Origin of the sequence: Acetobacterium sp. KB-1, assembly GCF_003260995.1 — a bacterium.
GTDB classification, from domain to species: domain Bacteria; phylum Bacillota; class Clostridia; order Eubacteriales; family Eubacteriaceae; genus Acetobacterium; species Acetobacterium carbinolicum.
In genome coordinates, this window is the sequence record NZ_CP030040.1 from 3,849,787 (window position 1) to 3,866,645 (window position 16,859).

Sequence of the window (16,859 nt, forward strand, 5' to 3'; positions counted from 1 at the left end):
CCCGTCACAAAGGGTTTACTCGTTTAGGATATCCCAAAAAACTCCGCCGCGACATCCGCCGGACATTTACTGTCGGCACAGACAGCACAACCATGGGAAGGCTTTTGAGCCGCAAAGGCAGCGATCAGATTGGCTTGATTGATGGCGTTTTTGATCTGTTCTTCCTGATTGCGGGAAACCCGGGCCCGGGACATCGCCAGATCGCGGTTCCAGGCCGCGCCGCCGCGCTTTAAGACATTGGCCGCATTGGCGGCGATCCGGGTCGTTTCGACACCGATGCGGACATCTTCCTCATTGGGCAGACCCAGGTGTTCGGCTGGGGTCAGGTAACAAAGGAAATCAGCCCCGTGCATGCCGGCAAAGGCACCGCCGATCGAACCCGTAATATTGTCATATCCGGGAGCAATATCGGTGGCCAGGAAGCCTAAAATATAGTAGGGTACATCGTAACAGAGTCGTTTTTGCAGTAGCATCGCTGAGGGAATATGGTTTAGTGGCACATGGCCGGGACCTTCCACCATCACCTGAACCCCGGCCGCCAGGGCCCGTTTGGTCAGCTCACCAGCGACCATTAAGCCGCGCAGGTGGGCCTGATCCAGAGAATCAGCATTGGCACCGGGTCGAATGGCGTCGCCGATGCTAAGTACCGTATCGGTCGCTTTGAGAATCTCCAGCAGTCGGTCAAATTCGGCATAAAGAGGATTTTCTTTATCGTTATGGAACATCCAGCCAGTTAGCAAGGATCCACCACGGCTACAGATATCGGCAACGCGACCGGTTCTTTTTAATATTTTGAGAAGATCCATATTCAGGGCCGAGTGCACGGCCATAAAATCCATACCGGCCTGACATTGTTTTTCAACCACTTCAAACAGATCATCAGAGGTCATATTGACCATCAGGCCCCGTTTATCAGCCGCTTCTTTGGCAGCCTGATAAACGGGCACACAGCCAGCGGCAATGTTGGAATTATTTAGACTTAAGGTTCGCATGGTATCAATATCGGCACCCATACTTAAATCCATAAAACCGTGGGCACCGGCGGCTTCGATGATTTTTAGTTTTTTGACTTCCATGTCCATATCATCCCGATCACCAGAGGTGCCCATCAGACCGTTGACTTTGACGTCCAGACCACCACCGATGCCGCAGATTTTAGAACGATTGCGCAATTTATTTTTAGGAATGACAATCCGGCCGGCAGCTACTCCGGCTCTGATAAATTCAGGCGTGAAGCCTTCGCTGAGTGCCACCATTTCCATTTCTTCGGTAATTTTACCCTGTCGAGCTTTTAATATTTGGGTCATGATTAGTTCCTCGCTTCCTGGTTTTCGTCTCGTAAATACTTGCCGACAATTTTCATGGCACAGAAGTCGCCGCACATGCTGCATTCGGATTCGAAGTCGGTGCTGCGATCCTTCCAGACCTTCGTGGCGGTTTCAGTATCGATGGCCAGTTCCATCTGCCGGCCCCAATTAAGTTCCCGGCGGGCATGGGACATTTCCAGATCCCAGGCAATCGCTGCCGGATGGCCTTTGCCAACATCACCAGCATGGGCGGCGATGCGGCTGGCCATCACGCCCATATAGACATCATCGGCATTTGGCATGCCGATATGTTCGGCCGGGGTGACGTAACAGAGGAAGTCGGCACCGTAATAGGCGGCGATTGCGCCGCCGATGGCGCCAGTGACATGATCCATACCAGCCCCGGAATCGGTGGGCAGACAGCCGAAGACAAAGTAGGGAGCGCCGCCGCATAGTTGTTTTTGTAACTTTACAGTGGTCTGGATCTGATCCAGGGGCACATGGCCCGGTCCTTTGACCATCACTTGAACCCCGGCCGCCCGGGCCTTTTTAACCAGACCGCCGAGGATCACCAATTCATGAACCTGGGCGCCGTCCAGGGAATCGGCAATACAGCCGGGGCGCATGCCGTCGGCAAAGCTCAGCACGACATCATACTTTTTACAGATTTCCAGGACCCGGTCATATTGGGTAAAAAAGGGATTTTCACAGTGGTTGTGAACCATCCAGCCAATCAGATGGGAACCCCCATAACTAACCAGTGGATCAATCCGGCCTTCTTCTTTGGCGCGGTTGATCACGTCCATGGTGGTGCCGCAGTGCAGGGCTAAAAAGCTGACGCCTTCGGAGGCATGCTTTTCCATCATCGCGAACATGTCATCCGCGGTCATATCTAAAGCACTGCCATATTTTTCCTGAGCCATAGCCAGGGTCTGATAAAGGGGTAGGGTACCGACCGGCCGGTCCACCGTGGATAAGACTTTTTCACGCATTTCATCAATCGGACCCCGAACACTTAAATCCATCAGCGTATCCGCTTCGGCTTTTACGGCCTGTTTGATTTTAGCCATTTCACCATCGATGGTGTCATCTATTTCATACATCCCAACGCTGGCGGAAACCTTGGTAAACAGACCCTTGCCCACCGCCACCGGGTTGATATTTGGCCGGGAACTCTTTAGAATGACGATTTCACCGACGGCTACCCCCTGGCGAATGTTTTCGGGATCGAGCCCTTCTTTTTGCGCCACATAAATCATTTCTGCGGTGATCTCACCGGCTTGTGCTTTTTTAAGAATTGTCATCGTTTCCTCCTGAATGATTCTCAACAAATTTTGGCAAATAAAAAAGTCCACAGCTGTTATTTATTCTAAATAACAGCCATGAACTTTACCTTCGTTCATTCAGGATCGATTCATAGGCAGGTCTCCTGACTTGGGGTTTTAACGCTTTGCCACACCTTCCCATTAAAAAAACAGTGGTTTTTGTGGTTTGCTCCGCCCTTACAGTGATGGGTTCGTTCAGGACTCTCACCTGATTCCCTATTCTCCTTAATGTTTAAGGCACCATATGTTCGCTTTTCTATTTACTTGCTTTTGATTATACACACTAAAAAATGAAAGTGCAAGAAAAAAATAAAAAAAATCGATTGTGTAACTCATGAGAAAAAAAACAACAAACTATGTTATAATAAAATTAAGTGAATGAGGGAGGTGAGCAGATGAATATCATTCTTGTCTGGTTGGTTTTATTTGTCGTTTTTCTGGTGGTTGAATTGGTTACTGCTGGCGCACTGGTTTCCATCTGGTTTTGTGTTGGTTCTCTGGTGGCAATGGCCGTCGCTTATTTAGGCGCACCATTTTGGGTACAGATGACGCTGTTCTTTCTGGTTTCTGTTGGATTATTATTGGGAACAAAACCTTTTTTGAAAAAACACATGGATCCCAAAACGATAACAACCAATGCTGATCGCATTCTCAAAGAACAGGGGATTGTTGAGGAAGAAATCAATAATCTTAAGGGACAGGGCGCCATCAAGGTTGATGGTAAGTCTTGGACTGCCAGAAATGTCGACGACGATACAGTCATTCCTGTTGGTGCAAAAGTGACTGTGGTAGGAATCGAAGGGGTTAAAGCCATGGTTAAATTGGTAGAAGAAGAAATAAAATAAAAGGAGGTAAGAAGATGATTGGATTAATTATTTTAGGCGTTTTATTTATCATTTTTGTTGTTGTAATTATTGTGAATGCGAAGATCGTTCCCCAGGCTAATGCCTATGTGGTGGAACGATTGGGCGCTTATCATGCCACCTGGGAGACCGGTTTTCATATCGCAATTCCGATTTTTGACCGGATTTCAAAAAGAATCAGTTTAAAAGAACGGGTCGCGGATTTCCCGCCCCAACCGGTTATTACCAAGGATAATGTTACGATGCAGATTGACACGGTAATTTATTTACAGGTTACCGATCCTAAATTCTATATGTATGGGGTGGACAATCCCATGAAAGCCATTGAAAATCTAACCGCCACCACTTTGCGTAACATCATTGGTGATATGGAGCTCGATGCAACACTGACATCCCGGGACGTGATTAATACCAAAATGCGGGTAATTCTCGATGAAGCCACCGATCCCTGGGGGATTAAAATCAACCGGGTAGAACTTAAAAACATCATGCCACCAGAAGCGATCCAGAATGCGATGGAACGGCAGATGAAGGCAGAGCGGGAACGTCGGGAAAAAATCCTCCAGGCAGAAGGCGAAAAAGCCAGTGCCATTCTGGTCGCTGAAGGCGAAAAATCAGCGGCAATTTTACAAGCGGAAGGCTTAAAAGCGGCTGCTATTCTTAGTGCCGAAGCGGATCGGGAAGCTCAGATCAGACGGGCAGAAGGTGAAGCAGAAGCCATTGTCAAGGTTCAGGAAGCGGTTGCCAATGGGGTCAAGATGTTAAATGATGCCAATCCGATTCAGTCAGTTATTGCCCTTAAGAGTTTATCTACCTTTGAAAAGGTAGCTGATGGCAAAGCCACTAAGATTATTATTCCCTCTGAAATTCAGGGCTTGGCGGGTCTGGCAACATCCCTTAGTGAAATCATGACAGATCAGAGCAAGGTCAGTCAGTAAGATCAGTTAATAAAAGAAATTTCAGTAAAAGACCATGAATGGGCAATTGGGAAACGTGAATCGTTTTTCAATTGCCCAAAGTTTTTAAGTGTAGCAATTAAGAAAGAAGGAATATTTTGCGAATCAGTAACACACAACTTATCAAACGTTTCATACCTTATTATCAAAAATACAAATGGATTCTGTTGTTGGATCTGTTTTGCGCTACCTTGACAACGGTATGCGATCTGGTTTTGCCCCTGATCGTACGGTTTATCACCAATACCGCCATCAATGATCTGGCCAGTCTGACGGTGGAAACAATCTTAAAACTGGGGCTGGTATATTTGGTACTGCGGCTTATCGATGGAGTGGCTAACTACTTTATGGCCGATGTGGGCCATGTCATGGGCGCCCGAATCGAAACGGATATGCGCCGGGATCTCTTTTCACATCTCCAGAAGTTGTCGTTTTCTTTTTATAGCGACACCAAAATCGGTCAGTTGATGTCGCGGATCACCACTGATCTTTTTGATGTGACGGAATTTGCCCATCATTGTCCCGAGGAGTTTTTTATTGCCGGTTTAAAAATTGGCGTTTCATTTGCCATTCTTGGCTCAGTTAATATCTGGTTGACAGTGATTATTTTTGCCGCCCTGCCGATCATGCTTTTAACGACCACCTATTTCAGGAATCGGATGCGGATTGCCTTTAAACGGTCGCGGGTTCAAACGGGTGAAATAAACGCTCAGGTGGAAGATAATCTTTTGGGAATCCGAGTTGTGAAATCTTTTGCCAACGAAAATATTGAAGAGATTAAGTTTGAGACAGGAAATAGTAAATTTCTTGAAATAAAAAAACAAACCTACCGTTATATGGCCGGTTTTCAGACCACCACCCGGCTCTTTGACGGACTGATGTATTTATTGGTGGTGGTTTTCGGAGGAATCTTTATGATCAATGGTGCCATTAATCCCGGCGATTATGTCGCCTATCTGATGTATGTCACCACCTTACTAACCTCCATCCGCCGGATTGTTGAATTCGCAGAACAGTTTCAGCGGGGAATGACCGGGTTTGAGCGGTTTATCGAAATTCTGGACGAACCTACCGAATATGAAAATCAGTCCAATGAAGTGGAACTGAAAAATGTTGTGGGCGATATTGTTTTTGAAGATGTGAGCTTTCAATACAACGATGGCGGCGATGCGGTACTTTCCCATATTGATGTAGCGGTTAAAGCTGGTGAAAACATTGCCATTGTGGGACCTTCGGGCAGTGGCAAAACGACCATGTGCCATCTGATTCCCCGATTTTATAATGTCAGCTCCGGCCGAATTCTGATCGACGGTCAGGATATTCAAAGCCTGACCCTGCATTCCTTACGCACCCAGGTGGGGGTTGTCCAGCAGGATGTTTATCTTTTTTCGGGAACCGTTTATGAAAATATCAGTTATGGTCGCTCGGATGCCACCCGGGAAAGCGTGATTCAGGCGGCTAAACATGCCGGCGCCGATGCGTTTATAAAAAAGCTCCCCAAGGGTTATGATACCAATATCGGGGAGCGGGGAATTAAGCTTTCCGGTGGCCAGAAACAGCGGCTCAGTATTGCCCGGGTATTTTTGAAAAACCCGCCGATTCTGATTTTGGATGAGGCCACCTCGGCGCTGGATAATGAAAGCGAACGGATTGTTCAGGAATCTTTAAAAGAGCTGACCCGGGGCCGAACCACCTTTACGATTGCCCATCGGCTGACCACCATTAAAAATGCGGATTCGATTTTAGTCCTCACCGAAGATGGGATTGTTGAAAAAGGTTCCCATGAGGAACTGCTCCAGGAAGAAGGTGTCTACTATGACCTCTACCAGATGTACCGGGAGCTGGATGAATTAAACGAAGAGTTTTAGCTGTTAGCCGGATTTGGTTGTTGGATAAAGGTGGCAACCAGTTACCGTACCGACCAATGACCTAGGGGTCAGATCCTTGTTAATCTGTTGTTCGCTGCGGGATCGAACAGGTTATCACCATGTTCGCCCCGATGCGTACAACATGATGTAACAATTGTCGGTACTACGGTTGTTTTAACCTGAAATTATTCAACCGTTCATATTACCGCAGTTGTAGCCGGCCAGATCCAGGGTGATGGTTTTGAGGCCCAGTTTTTTTAGGGTGTCGATTAGGGACAGACGGTTTTTGATGATGACAACAAAATCGTCGGGGTCACACTCAATTTTTGCTGTATCACCCAAAAGCCGCAGCCGATATTGGCTTAAACCGAGGGATTTGAGAAAATCTTCCCCAGCTTCAATGGCCGCAAGGGCTTCCGGTGTGATCGGTGTATTAGTGGGGATTCGGGTGGCCAGGCAAGCCATAGCCGGTTTGGTGGCGGTAGGGAGATTGTAGTAGGTTGACAGATCCCGGATATCCTGTTTGGTCAGGCCGGATTCTTTTAAAGGGCTAAAGACACCCAGTTCTCCCAGGGCTTTAATGCCCGGCCGGTAATCCTTCATATCGTCCCAATTAGAGCCGTCCAGGAGGACTTCAAAGCCTCTAGCCTGGGCGGCATCTTTGATTTGGGTAAAAATAAATTTCTTGCAATGGTAACAGCGGTCAGCCGGATTTTTGACAAAATTTTCCAGCGAAAAAACATCTGCTTCAATCACCAGTGGCACCGCTCCGATGGCCTTTGCCAAAGCCTGGGACTCGGTAAATTCGGAACTGGGTAGCATGGCACCATTGACTGTGATGGGTAAAACAGCGTTCCCCAGTACGTCAACCGCTACCTGTAGCAATAGCGTGCTGTCTACACCGCCAGAAAAGGCAATGCTGACCTTGGGGAAGCGGGAAAGATTTTCTTTCAGGGTCGCCAGTTTTTCAGCAAGAACTGGGGATAATGGTTTATTCATAACGCTCTCCTTATATGCAGACGATCAGCCGGTAAATGGACTGTAACTATATTATAACTCCTTAAGAGACTTTCCTGCCAGTGATTATTTTGTTATAATGCTTCTATTAAGAGTTAAGGAGGAAAATCAATGACCAAAAGAAAAGCACTCTCATTGGTAGTCGGAATCGGGGTGTTAATCATCATCATTTTGATCATTTATGGCGTCACCAATACATTAAATCATACCAAAAGAGCGGATCATCTGGTTAAAGGGGTGGATTTATCGGCCTATCAGGGGGAGATCGACTGGGAACTGCTGGCTGCTCAGAATATTGATTTTGCTTTTATCAAGGCGACTGAAGGGGATGATTTTGTCGATTCTAAGTTTAAGACGAATTGGGAAGAGAGTCAGAAAACCCAACTCAAGGTCGGGGCCTATCATTTCTTGAATTATGACACCACTGGCAAAGTTCAGGCCAGAAATTTTATTGAGAATGTACCGGCTTCAAATAAAAACCTGCCACCGGTGATCGATTTGGAGCTATATGGGATCTATGAAGATAATGCCTTGCCTAAAGAGCAGGTTAAAGTCATTCTCGATGAACTAATAAAAGAACTGGAAGATTATTACGAGGTTAAGCCGATTCTCTACACCACCCAGCGGATTTTTAAAATGTATATCGGGACCGACTATAAAGACTATCCGATCTGGATTGTCGATTTGGATAATAGCTGGCCGGAAACGCTGCCAAACGGCGAAGAATTTACCTTCTGGCAATATAGCCATCGGGGTATGATGGACGGTTACGACGGGGATGAAACCTTCATTGACATGAATTTATATAATGGTACCTACGCAGAATTTATTAAAGAATTCTTTTAACACCACAAAAAGCTGCCATTGCGGCAGCTTTTTGTGGTGTTTGATTATTTTTTACAGTGTGTAATAATTATAGACTTGCTTTCCATAAACCATGAAGGTTACAATATTCATAAGCCGCAACAACCTTATCCCCTGGGGTTAATGCAAATTCAGCTTTTGGAGTGCCTGTTTCGGCCAGACATTTTCGTTGGCGGCCTTCTTTTGTTTCAAGAAAGATCCAGGCGATATGGTGTTCGGGAGTCATTGGATGAGGAACGCTTCCGATATCGACAGTCACAGTATTACCGCTTACAGTAATGACTGGAACATGTTTTTCTTGGGCGGCATCCGTCGTATTAGCAACAACTTCAGTCATGGGATCGCCACAACAGATCATTTCTACACCTGATTCATGAATCATACTCACAAAATTACCACAATGTTTACAGACAAAAAATTTTGGTTCTTTACACATAATAGACCTCCTAAGTCAATTTTAATCTTCACTTGTTATATTCCCAATAAATAAGGAAATAAACAGATAAGATTAATTCTCGATTATATTATAGCACAGGAGTCGGAAATGTGAAGACCTTACTTGTTAAAATTTGGAAGGAGAGAAGCGTAGCTTCGAGAAAAAAATGGAAAAACAATGGCTTGTATGGGCAAGAGAATTGCAATCAATCTCTCAATCAGGATTGACCTACTGCAAAAATGATTATGATCTGGTTCGTTATCGTGAGATCGAAAAGCTGTCTCAAGAAATCATCGAAAAACACACCGAGGTTTCCCATGAGGTGATCAAAGATTACTACGTTCGCGAAGAAGGGTATCTGACCCCCAAAGTGGATGTCCGCGGTGGGGTTATCGTGGAAAATAAAATTTTGCTGGTCCGGGAGAAGGTTGATGGTCGCTGGTCCCTGCCGGGGGGCTGGGCCGATGTCAATCGGACACCTCAGGAAAATGTCATTAAAGAAGCCTTTGAAGAAGCTGGTGTGCTGGTTAAACCAACCCGACTGGTGGGTTTGCTGGATCGCAGTAAGTGGGTCCAGGACACCTGTCCCTATACCATTTATAAGATCCTGATGCTTTGTGAATTACTGGATGGTGATTTTAAATGCAATGCTGAAACAATCGAGAGTGGCTTCTTTGCCATGGACCAGTTGCCGCCGTTGTCCCTGGGTCGAACCACCGAAGCGCAGCTGGCTCTCTTTTTTAAAGCGCACCAAAACACGGAATACTATCCAGTATATGATTAGATGAATAAGAGTAGATAAACGAATAAAAACCACAAAAATCCGTTGATCAACGGGTTTTTGTGGTTTTTATTAGACAACAAAAGTGGTCGGTACGTTGGTACAGGTAATGGGTGTGATAATCATCTTGGCAACCCCATTTTGTCCCTGAGCTTGTAGAGTTTCTTCTTTCGATCGGTTGATCGGGAGAGCACCGGCGATCATTTTTCCCTCTTCTGAGGCTGGGAAAAAATTACCGTTTTTGTTTAGAAAAGTTGCATAAACCCGGAATTGAGTCGCCCCGTCGGCGTCGACAAAGGTATAAAAACCATCTTGACCTTCCACCGGGGTGTAAAAAGCAAAGGGCAGTTCTCCGTTATAAGCAGTGGTAATACCGTTGGCCTTATCCACGGTAGTCAGGTAAGAACTGCCGTCTTTTAAGGACAGATGAACGTTTTGTTCATCGACTTGATAATTGACCTGATAAAAACCTTCGCCCATCAGGTGAGACTCACCATCGGCAATGGATTCTTTTTTTCCATAAGCATAGTAAACCGGTTCCCCGGCGGTATTGGTAAAACCAAAAATACCAAACTGGACAGTGGTGGTGGCACCATTGGGATCATCAGGAATAGGATTGGTGATGCTTACGATCGAATCAAGGTTCAACCCATTGGGTATGGTTGCTTTTGTTGGAAGGGTCATTAAAGTAATGTAGGTAGTGCCCCCATCGTCTTTATCGCAACCGGCGAATAGTAAGACAATCAGGGACATAATTAGGATAATCAAGAATCTTTTTTTTTGCATGCCGTCGCTCCTATTTCAAAGTTAAGTATATTTTATAACACTTTTTAGTCAATAGCAACCACGCTTTGGTCACAATTATGTCCAAGAATCAAACTTTGCTTGTGATTAGGATGCTTTTCGTTTAAAATAATATCCATGACTACGGTTATTGATAAGCTTGTGTACTATCAATGACTTAAGGGTTCGACCCTTGTTAGTCGATTGAGGTCATCAGGAGTATCTTTTCTAGAATCAGGATTTGAGCCAGACATAAGAAATGAGGAAACTAAAAAATGGGTGTAGATAAAAAACCCCTAATCGGGATTTTACCGTTATATGACAGTAGTAAACAAAGTATTTGGATGTTCCCGGGATATACCGATGGCATTACTAAGGCCGGGGGAATTCCGGTGATCCTTTCAATTTTGAACAGTAACGAAGATATTGAAGCCATCGCCGACCGATTGGATGGGTTTGTCTTCAGTGGTGGGCAGGATGTGGACCCTCAGTATTACGGGGAACCCCTACTCAGATATAGCAATGAAATCTATCCTCCCCGAGATCAGTTGGAATTGCAGCTATTACGGGCGGTAATGGATCGGGACAAGCCAATCTTTGGGGTTTGCCGGGGACTCCAATTAATTAACGTTGCTTTGGGAGGAAGCCTCTATCAGGATATCGATGTGCAGGTGAAAAGGGAATTCCAAATTCAGCATTTTCAACAAAACAATTATGAACATCCCGTTCATAGTGTGAAACTGAAGAAAGAATCCCGACTATTTGAGATCTTTGAGACTGAAACGATCCGGGTTAACAGCATGCATCATCAGGGGATTGCCAGGTTGGCTTTTGACCTCCAGGCGACCGCCATTAGTGAAGATGGTCTGGTCGAAGCGGTGGAGATCGGGGATCTCACCTTCGGCCTGGCAGTGCAATGGCATCCTGAATTTTTATGGCAGCAGGATGAAAAAACATTGAACATGCTAAAAGCCTTTGTAGATGCCGCAAAGAATGAAATGAAAGAATAAAAAAACAATGATTGTTTGACTATTCTCAGGGTTCTGCTGTTGGCTTTTGAGAAGATCATCAATCATTGTTATTGAAATAGCGGTTGAACTTTATTTAGCCAGTCGCATCCCTTCCCCGGATAAGATGGCAGCGACGTCAGCATTAGTCAGATCGAGTTCAAACCATTGTTTATAGTAGTCTTTGACGGTATGGGTTAGATCCACATCGCTGAAAAGATCGGGATAAAAAGTTTTGGCGATAAACAAGGTAGCCATATGGGGTTCTATCGAACCGGGATGGCCCCAACGGGTGACGCCCACCGGTAGAGTGGTGACTCTTTGCTCGGCTACCGCTTTTAATCCGGACCATTTGGGATCGGTGAGCATGTAGTTGGTGGCATTGATGTCATTGGCAATGATAGCATCGGGATTCCAGCTGTAGATCTGCTCTAGGGTAGTCATGGTTTTTTCGGCATCGGTGATTAGGCTGCCGCCCTGGGTTGAGACATTGATGATACCAGCGGCATCGGTGATCTGGCTACAGAGATCACCGTCCAGATCAGTTCGGGCAGCCTCGTTAACAGCGTGGTAAACCCGGGGTCGAGTGGAATCCGGCAGACCGCTGACGCGCTGAGAAACCAGTGTCAGGGTTTGCTGGAGAGTGGCATTATAGCCGGCGGCCCGCTCGTCCTGATTAAAAACCTGACCGGTTACGGTAATCGCTTTTTGAAGGCCATCCAGACTGGCATAATCGATGACGACCCAGGGAATCCCGGCCTTGCTGAGTTTTTCGATTTCTCCGGCATTATCAGCAGTGCTTTGGCGCAGCAGCACCAGATCGGTGTTGGTAGCCAGCAATTCTTCTATATTGATGGCGCCGTCGTTAAAAGGTACCGACACCGAGACGATGTCGGGTCGTTTATAGGTCATCAGCACATCCCGCTTAATTCCATTGGGAATCCCGACAATCTTGTCTTCCTGACCGAGCATCGCCATGATATGGGCAGTGGAGGCATAAAGACAGGCTACCCGCTGGGGATCAGCCGGGATTACCACCTCCCGATTCAGACAATCCACAATCGTTTTTGTTGGAACTGCTGTGGTTGAATTAGGGGTCTGGCAGCCGGTCAGGAGGGTTATCAGCAGTCCGATCATCAGCAGATAACTGAGAAGGGAACTTGTTTTTTTGTGCATAAAGACATCCTTTCTTAAAGAATATTATAAGCCAGTCAGCGGATGTTTTTTAGTGGTACGATAAATTTCCGCTGAATTCCTTCTTCATTGGTAGTCCCGGTCGTGGAGATGATTTTAAAGACGTTTTTGAGGTTGTTTTTAGTAATCACCTCGGAAGGGCTACCGATGGCTTCGATTTTACCCAGATTCATCAGGGCTACCCGGGTGGGTACCCCGGCATTTTCAAGATAAAAGGCCTGGTTGAGAAAATGGGTCGCCATCACAATGGTTAGCCCCTTTTCTTTGACCAGCCAGGTGATAATTTCCATTACCACTAACTCATGGCGAAAATCCAGATGGGCGGTAGGTTCGTCTAGTACCATGATTCTGGCGTTCTGGGTCAAGGCCCGGGCAATTAGCACCAGTTGTAGTTCGCCGCCGCTGAGCTCGGTATAAAGACGTTCTTCAAAACCTTTTAAACCTACTTGCTCAAGGCTTTTCAGAGCCTGTTGTCGCTGGCTGGAGTCCGGCGAACCAAAGCCTTGAGTGGCATAGGTCCGGCCCATCACTACAATATCCAGTACGGTGTAGGGAAAGGTTTTGGTGTGACTTTGGGGAACATAGGCAATGTGCTGGGCAAATTCCCGGGGCTTTAGCTTTGCAAGATGGATGCCGCCGACTTCAATCGTTCCCTGTTGGGGTGGGTTGATACCCAGGATGCTGTCAATCAGGGTGGTTTTGCCGCAGCCGTTGGGGCCGATAATGCAAAAGACTTCACCAGGTTGGACGGCAAAACTGATGTTTTCAAAAATCAAACGGTGGGGATCGTAACCAAAACTTAGGTTATTTAAACGTAACAAAGTCATTACCAGCTCCTTCCTTTGGTTTTTTTAAGGAGATAAATAAAAAATGGACCGCCAATTAGGGCGGTTACAATCCCTAAGGGGATCTCACCACCCGTGATACTGCGGCAGAGGGTGTCGCAGAAAATAACAAAACAAGCCCCCAGGGACATACTGGCCGGAACTAGCCACTTGTTGTCATTGCCCACTAACATTCGGCCCACATGGGGGATGATTAGTCCGATCCAGCCGACGATTCCGCTGATACAGACGGCTCCGGCAGTGGCCAAGGTGGCCAAGCCGATGATGGTGGCCTTATTGGCCCTCACGTTGATCCCCAGGGTGCGGGCTTCCCGATCACCCATGGAGAGCACATTGAGACGGTAACGCATGATTAGGATTCCAGCCATGCCCAGAACCATGGGGATTAGGGCCAGGAAGACATCAGCAGTTTTGGTTGATGCTAGACTGCCCATCAGCCAGAAGGTGATAGCCGGAAGTTGGGTGGCGGTATCAGCCAGGTATTTAAGTAATGAAATCAGGGCCGAAAAAATTGACTGGATAATGGTACCGCCCAACACCAGGGTGATGGTGGTGGAAGTGTTGTCGATTTTGCCGGCAAAATAACTGAGAATCACTGCTAGAATCCCGAAGATAAAGGCAAACAAAGGGGTCAGAAAAACGGTGTTGAATAAAACAATGGCCAGGGCGGCCCCGAAGCCAGCTCCAGCGGAAACTCCCAGGATGCCACTGGAAACTAATGGGTTGCGGAAGAGACTCTGAAAAGCGGCACCGCTGGCGCCCAGAGCCGCACCTACCATGGCTCCCTGAAAAGCTCGGGGGAAACGGATCTGCAGGATCACCGTGGTGGTTTCGGTACTTATCCCGCTGCTGTTGCCGGTGAGCCCCTGCCACAGAGTCAGAAAGATATCCGTTAAAGAAACGTAATAGCGTCCAATACAGATGGTTCCAAAGAAAAAGAGGACGGGAAGCATCATTAGAATGATGGTGACAATCGTCTTTTTTTGTGGTGACATTCAGGCTTTTTTTCGTTTGACAACGACTACCCCAACAACAACCACAATGACCATCAGTCCGATGATGACCCAGATGGTGTTCACGCCGGAGCTGCTATTGGTGTTTTGATTGGGGATTTCTGCAGTTCCAACGGTGGTAAAGGTTAATTCCAAGGGTTCAGCCAGAACAACCCCACTTTTGGAGCTCAAGGTTTTATCAACCTTAATGGTGTAAACCGTATCTTCCAGTAGCGGTTCACTAGGAACGATGTCAATGAAATTACGTAGATCTGGCTCTAGTTGGTCATCAGCCATGGTGATTTCGGTTTTGACTAGTTGATCCCCGGCCCAAAGGGTAACGGCTTTGAGATTGGCGTCCCGAACTGTGGCATAAGCGACGTTTTTGCTGAACTCCAGTTTGATTGGGGTATCCACAGCGATATCTGAAGCCCCAGCGGCAGGGATGGTGGTGACAATGGTCAGGGGTTTATCACTGCCACCACCAATCCCATCACCGCTACCTGGTGCTGTGGTAGTCTCGGTAGTTGTTTCAGTAGTAGGCCCGCTACCACCACCGGATCCATCGCCGCTACCGCCGCCGGAACCGTCACCGTTGCCTGCCATAACGGCACCACAGTAGCCAAAGGTCAGCAAGCTAACCAGCAATAAGGACAGAATTATTTTTGAAAAATTTGAGTGTTTCATTTTTTCCTCCTAAGAATTAAATAAAGATTTCATACAACGGATTCCCGACCCCACAAAGCGTCGGTAGCGGCAATTATAACAGGAAACGGATTCTTCAGCCAACCATTCTTCTTCCACGTCGGGCTTAAATTCGGGGCAGCTTAGTGCGATGGATTGACCTTTTTCCCAGGCTTCTGAGGAAAGTTGTTGCTGATCAGACATAGAAATGATCTCCCAGTTTGCGGATTTCAGCTTTAGGCAAGGTGGCATACTGATGATTTTCATCTTTTTTGACAAATAGTACATACTCGTTTTGGTAGAGCACTGTTTTGGAGCGATTGTACATGTTGATCGGAGTCGTGTCGGCCAGAGGCTCTTTGGTGGTGAGGTTTATCACCTGATTGACTTCCGGAAGCTTTTTTAAGTCGGCAACCGAATAGGTCTGGTTGAGCATAACGCTTTTCAGGGCTCCTTTTATTTCACCATCGTAGCCAAATAATCGCAGGCCCACGCCAGCCAGGGCTCCGATAATACCCTGGCCAGTGCCGCCATGTTCAGACAGATGGAGCTGGTTGTCTTGAACACAGACCATGGCGTCATCTTTGGTCAGAATTTTTTTCTTGGCATTGATGCCAAATTCCATCAGCTCATCATAATGGCAGCTTTCATCATAAGCCAGCACGCAAAGACCGGGGTCTGAGCCGACCGCGGCAACGGTATCAAGATGATTGGCGGCCAGGTTGATGATGGCAGTCAGAGCATCCTTTGGAGCTTCACAGAAAAAACACATCGAGCTGTTATGTGAGGTGTAGGGGATATCTTCGTGAATAAAAAGCTGATGTCGGGTCACCAGGGAACAGGGGCCATAACCCTGGTGGATGATTTTTTCCTGAATTTGCTCAGCGATGGTTCCGGTTCCAATGGAATCCAGGTTGTCGGTGTCATCAATGCAAAGGTAAAATTTCATAAGTGAAAACTCCTTGGTTTAATTTACTGAATATAGTCATTATAAGTGAAGTGATTGTAATTGTAAACTGATTAAGAATGATGGTATAATAATAAAATCATGATTAAGATGAAAGAGAAAACTGATGACAAAATCGAATAAAAAAAAGTGGGTACTTGGCCATCTCAAAGATTTTTGGGAAGAAGCCAGAGAAAATAAAATAAAGGCCTTTGTTTATATTGCTTTGCGGATTCTGGTGGTGATTGTTTTAATTGCCGAGATATTCAATCGGAATTATAATAATGTGTTTCTCTGTGTGCTGACTCTGATACTCTTTATGATTCCGGACTTTCTCGATAAACGGATGAATATTGTTTTGCCAGGGACGCTGGAGATCATCGTGCTCTTGTTTATCTTTGGCGCGGAGATCTTGGGTGAAATTAATGAATATTACCTGATTTTTGACCGCTGGGATGATATGCTCCATACGATCAACGGGTTTCTCTGTGCGGCTATCGGTTTCTCAATGATTGATATCCTCAATCGCAATGAAAAAGTAACCTTTTCGCTGTCACCAGCATTTGTGGCCCTGGTGGCCTTTTGTTTTTCGATGACGGTGGGGGTAGTGTGGGAGTTTTTTGAGTTTGGAATGGATATTTTTTTTCAAACTGATATGCAAAAGGATACAATTTTGCCGGTAATCAGTTCGGTACTTTTTAACCCTGATGGCAAAAACGTAGCGGTAGTGATGCCTATCAAATCCATGGTAGTTAATGGGGTGCCCTGGCATTATGGCGGATACATCGATATCGGTTTGTACGATACGATGAATGATCTTTTGGTCAACTTTATCGGGGCAGTGTCCTTTTCAATCATCGGTTATTTTTATATTAAGAATCGCAGTAAGGGGAAATTTGCTAAACGATTTATACCCCGTCGCAAAACCGAAGCGGAGATTTTAGAGGAACGGGAAAACAACAAAAAAAAGCATAATCACGATTTGTGAAAA

Annotated in this window: 18 protein-coding genes and 1 riboswitch; of the genes, 7 read left to right on the forward strand and 11 right to left on the reverse strand. The window is 46.2% G+C overall.

The genetic code is table 11. The annotated features are described in order from the left end of the window. Positions 1 to 23 precede the first annotated feature (23 nt). Both bzaB and thiC read right to left on the reverse strand, forming a co-directional pair. Positions 24 to 1,307, reverse strand: coding sequence for a B12 lower ligand biosynthesis ThiC-like protein BzaB (gene bzaB, locus DOZ58_RS17730; protein WP_111889519.1), 1,284 nt, complete (start codon positions 1,305 to 1,307; stop codon positions 24 to 26). A 2-nt stretch (positions 1,308 to 1,309) separates the two neighbouring features. Further along, positions 1,310 to 2,611: a phosphomethylpyrimidine synthase ThiC gene (gene thiC / locus DOZ58_RS17735; protein WP_111889520.1), complete on the reverse strand. Its 1,302-nt coding sequence runs from the start codon at positions 2,609 to 2,611 to the stop codon at positions 1,310 to 1,312. 97 nt (positions 2,612 to 2,708) lie between these two features. Beyond that, positions 2,709 to 2,892: riboswitch (cobalamin riboswitch) on the reverse strand. 135 nt (positions 2,893 to 3,027) lie between these two features. On the opposite strand from thiC, the gene DOZ58_RS17740 reads away from it, so the two are divergent. The 3 genes from DOZ58_RS17740 to DOZ58_RS17750 all read left to right on the forward strand — a co-directional run bounded on the left by DOZ58_RS17740 (position 3,028) and on the right by DOZ58_RS17750 (position 6,319). Beyond that, on the forward strand, positions 3,028 to 3,477 hold the full coding sequence (locus DOZ58_RS17740) for an NfeD family protein (protein ID WP_111889521.1): 450 nt from the start codon (positions 3,028 to 3,030) through the stop codon (positions 3,475 to 3,477). A 14-nt stretch (positions 3,478 to 3,491) separates the two neighbouring features. Further along, positions 3,492 to 4,433: an SPFH domain-containing protein gene (locus tag DOZ58_RS17745; RefSeq protein ID WP_111889522.1), complete on the forward strand. Its 942-nt coding sequence runs from the start codon at positions 3,492 to 3,494 to the stop codon at positions 4,431 to 4,433. A gap of 122 nt (positions 4,434 to 4,555) precedes the next feature. Beyond that, on the forward strand, positions 4,556 to 6,319 hold the full coding sequence (locus DOZ58_RS17750) for an ABC transporter ATP-binding protein (protein WP_371414217.1): 1,764 nt from the start codon (positions 4,556 to 4,558) through the stop codon (positions 6,317 to 6,319). A 189-nt stretch (positions 6,320 to 6,508) separates the two neighbouring features. Here the strand turns inward: DOZ58_RS17750 and larE are convergent, their stop codons facing one another. After that, positions 6,509 to 7,318 carry an ATP-dependent sacrificial sulfur transferase LarE gene (gene larE / locus DOZ58_RS17755; RefSeq protein ID WP_111889524.1) on the reverse strand — a complete coding sequence of 270 codons (810 nt, stop codon included), beginning with the start codon at positions 7,316 to 7,318 and terminating at the stop codon, positions 6,509 to 6,511. A gap of 129 nt (positions 7,319 to 7,447) precedes the next feature. On the opposite strand from larE, the gene DOZ58_RS17760 reads away from it, so the two are divergent. Then, positions 7,448 to 8,182 (forward strand): glycoside hydrolase family 25 protein, encoded by a 735-nt coding sequence (locus DOZ58_RS17760; protein ID WP_111889525.1) that lies wholly within the window; start codon positions 7,448 to 7,450, stop codon positions 8,180 to 8,182. Positions 8,183 to 8,249: 67 nt separating this feature from the next. On the opposite strand, the gene DOZ58_RS17765 is transcribed toward DOZ58_RS17760, so the two are convergent. Beyond that, a complete protein-coding gene (locus DOZ58_RS17765) occupies positions 8,250 to 8,636 on the reverse strand; it encodes a desulfoferrodoxin family protein (protein ID WP_111889526.1) in 387 nt (128 codons plus the stop codon). Between the two features lie 166 nt (positions 8,637 to 8,802). Here DOZ58_RS17765 and DOZ58_RS17770 point away from each other — a divergent pair, with 166 nt between their 5' ends. Next, positions 8,803 to 9,420 carry an NUDIX hydrolase gene (locus DOZ58_RS17770; RefSeq protein WP_111889527.1) on the forward strand — a complete coding sequence of 206 codons (618 nt, stop codon included), beginning with the start codon at positions 8,803 to 8,805 and terminating at the stop codon, positions 9,418 to 9,420. Between the two features lie 69 nt (positions 9,421 to 9,489). On the opposite strand, the gene DOZ58_RS17775 is transcribed toward DOZ58_RS17770, so the two are convergent. After that, entirely contained in the window at positions 9,490 to 10,203 is a 714-nt protein-coding gene (locus DOZ58_RS17775) for a hypothetical protein (RefSeq protein ID WP_111889528.1), read from the reverse strand. A gap of 272 nt (positions 10,204 to 10,475) precedes the next feature. Here DOZ58_RS17775 and DOZ58_RS17780 point away from each other — a divergent pair, with 272 nt between their 5' ends. After that, the gene (locus DOZ58_RS17780; protein WP_111889529.1) at positions 10,476 to 11,210 is read left to right on the forward strand and encodes a gamma-glutamyl-gamma-aminobutyrate hydrolase family protein; all 735 of its coding nucleotides are present in this window, start codon (positions 10,476 to 10,478) and stop codon (positions 11,208 to 11,210) included. Between the two features lie 90 nt (positions 11,211 to 11,300). Here the strand turns inward: DOZ58_RS17780 and DOZ58_RS17785 are convergent, their stop codons facing one another. Genes DOZ58_RS17785 through DOZ58_RS17810 form a run of 6 tightly spaced genes read right to left on the reverse strand, consistent with a single transcriptional unit; the run spans position 11,301 to position 15,871 of the window. Beyond that, positions 11,301 to 12,383 (reverse strand): ABC transporter substrate-binding protein, encoded by a 1,083-nt coding sequence (locus DOZ58_RS17785; protein WP_111889530.1) that lies wholly within the window; start codon positions 12,381 to 12,383, stop codon positions 11,301 to 11,303. 35 nt (positions 12,384 to 12,418) lie between these two features. After that, a complete protein-coding gene (locus tag DOZ58_RS17790; RefSeq protein ID WP_111889531.1) occupies positions 12,419 to 13,228 on the reverse strand; it encodes an ABC transporter ATP-binding protein in 810 nt (269 codons plus the stop codon). Then, positions 13,228 to 14,241 carry an iron ABC transporter permease gene (locus DOZ58_RS17795; RefSeq protein WP_111889532.1) on the reverse strand — a complete coding sequence of 338 codons (1,014 nt, stop codon included), beginning with the start codon at positions 14,239 to 14,241 and terminating at the stop codon, positions 13,228 to 13,230. The genes DOZ58_RS17790 and DOZ58_RS17795 overlap by 1 nt, the downstream gene beginning before the upstream one ends. After that, positions 14,242 to 14,925 carry an Ig-like domain-containing protein gene (locus DOZ58_RS17800; protein ID WP_111889533.1) on the reverse strand — a complete coding sequence of 228 codons (684 nt, stop codon included), beginning with the start codon at positions 14,923 to 14,925 and terminating at the stop codon, positions 14,242 to 14,244. 9 nt (positions 14,926 to 14,934) lie between these two features. Beyond that, on the reverse strand, positions 14,935 to 15,126 hold the full coding sequence (locus DOZ58_RS17805; protein WP_111889534.1) for a hypothetical protein: 192 nt from the start codon (positions 15,124 to 15,126) through the stop codon (positions 14,935 to 14,937). Further along, entirely contained in the window at positions 15,119 to 15,871 is a 753-nt protein-coding gene (locus DOZ58_RS17810; protein ID WP_111889535.1) for a hypothetical protein, read from the reverse strand. The genes DOZ58_RS17805 and DOZ58_RS17810 overlap by 8 nt, the downstream gene beginning before the upstream one ends. A 124-nt stretch (positions 15,872 to 15,995) precedes the next feature. Between DOZ58_RS17810 and DOZ58_RS17815 the strand changes: the two genes are divergently transcribed. Then, entirely contained in the window at positions 15,996 to 16,856 is an 861-nt protein-coding gene (locus tag DOZ58_RS17815; RefSeq protein WP_111889536.1) for a hypothetical protein, read from the forward strand. Positions 16,857 to 16,859: the final 3 nt, after the last annotated feature.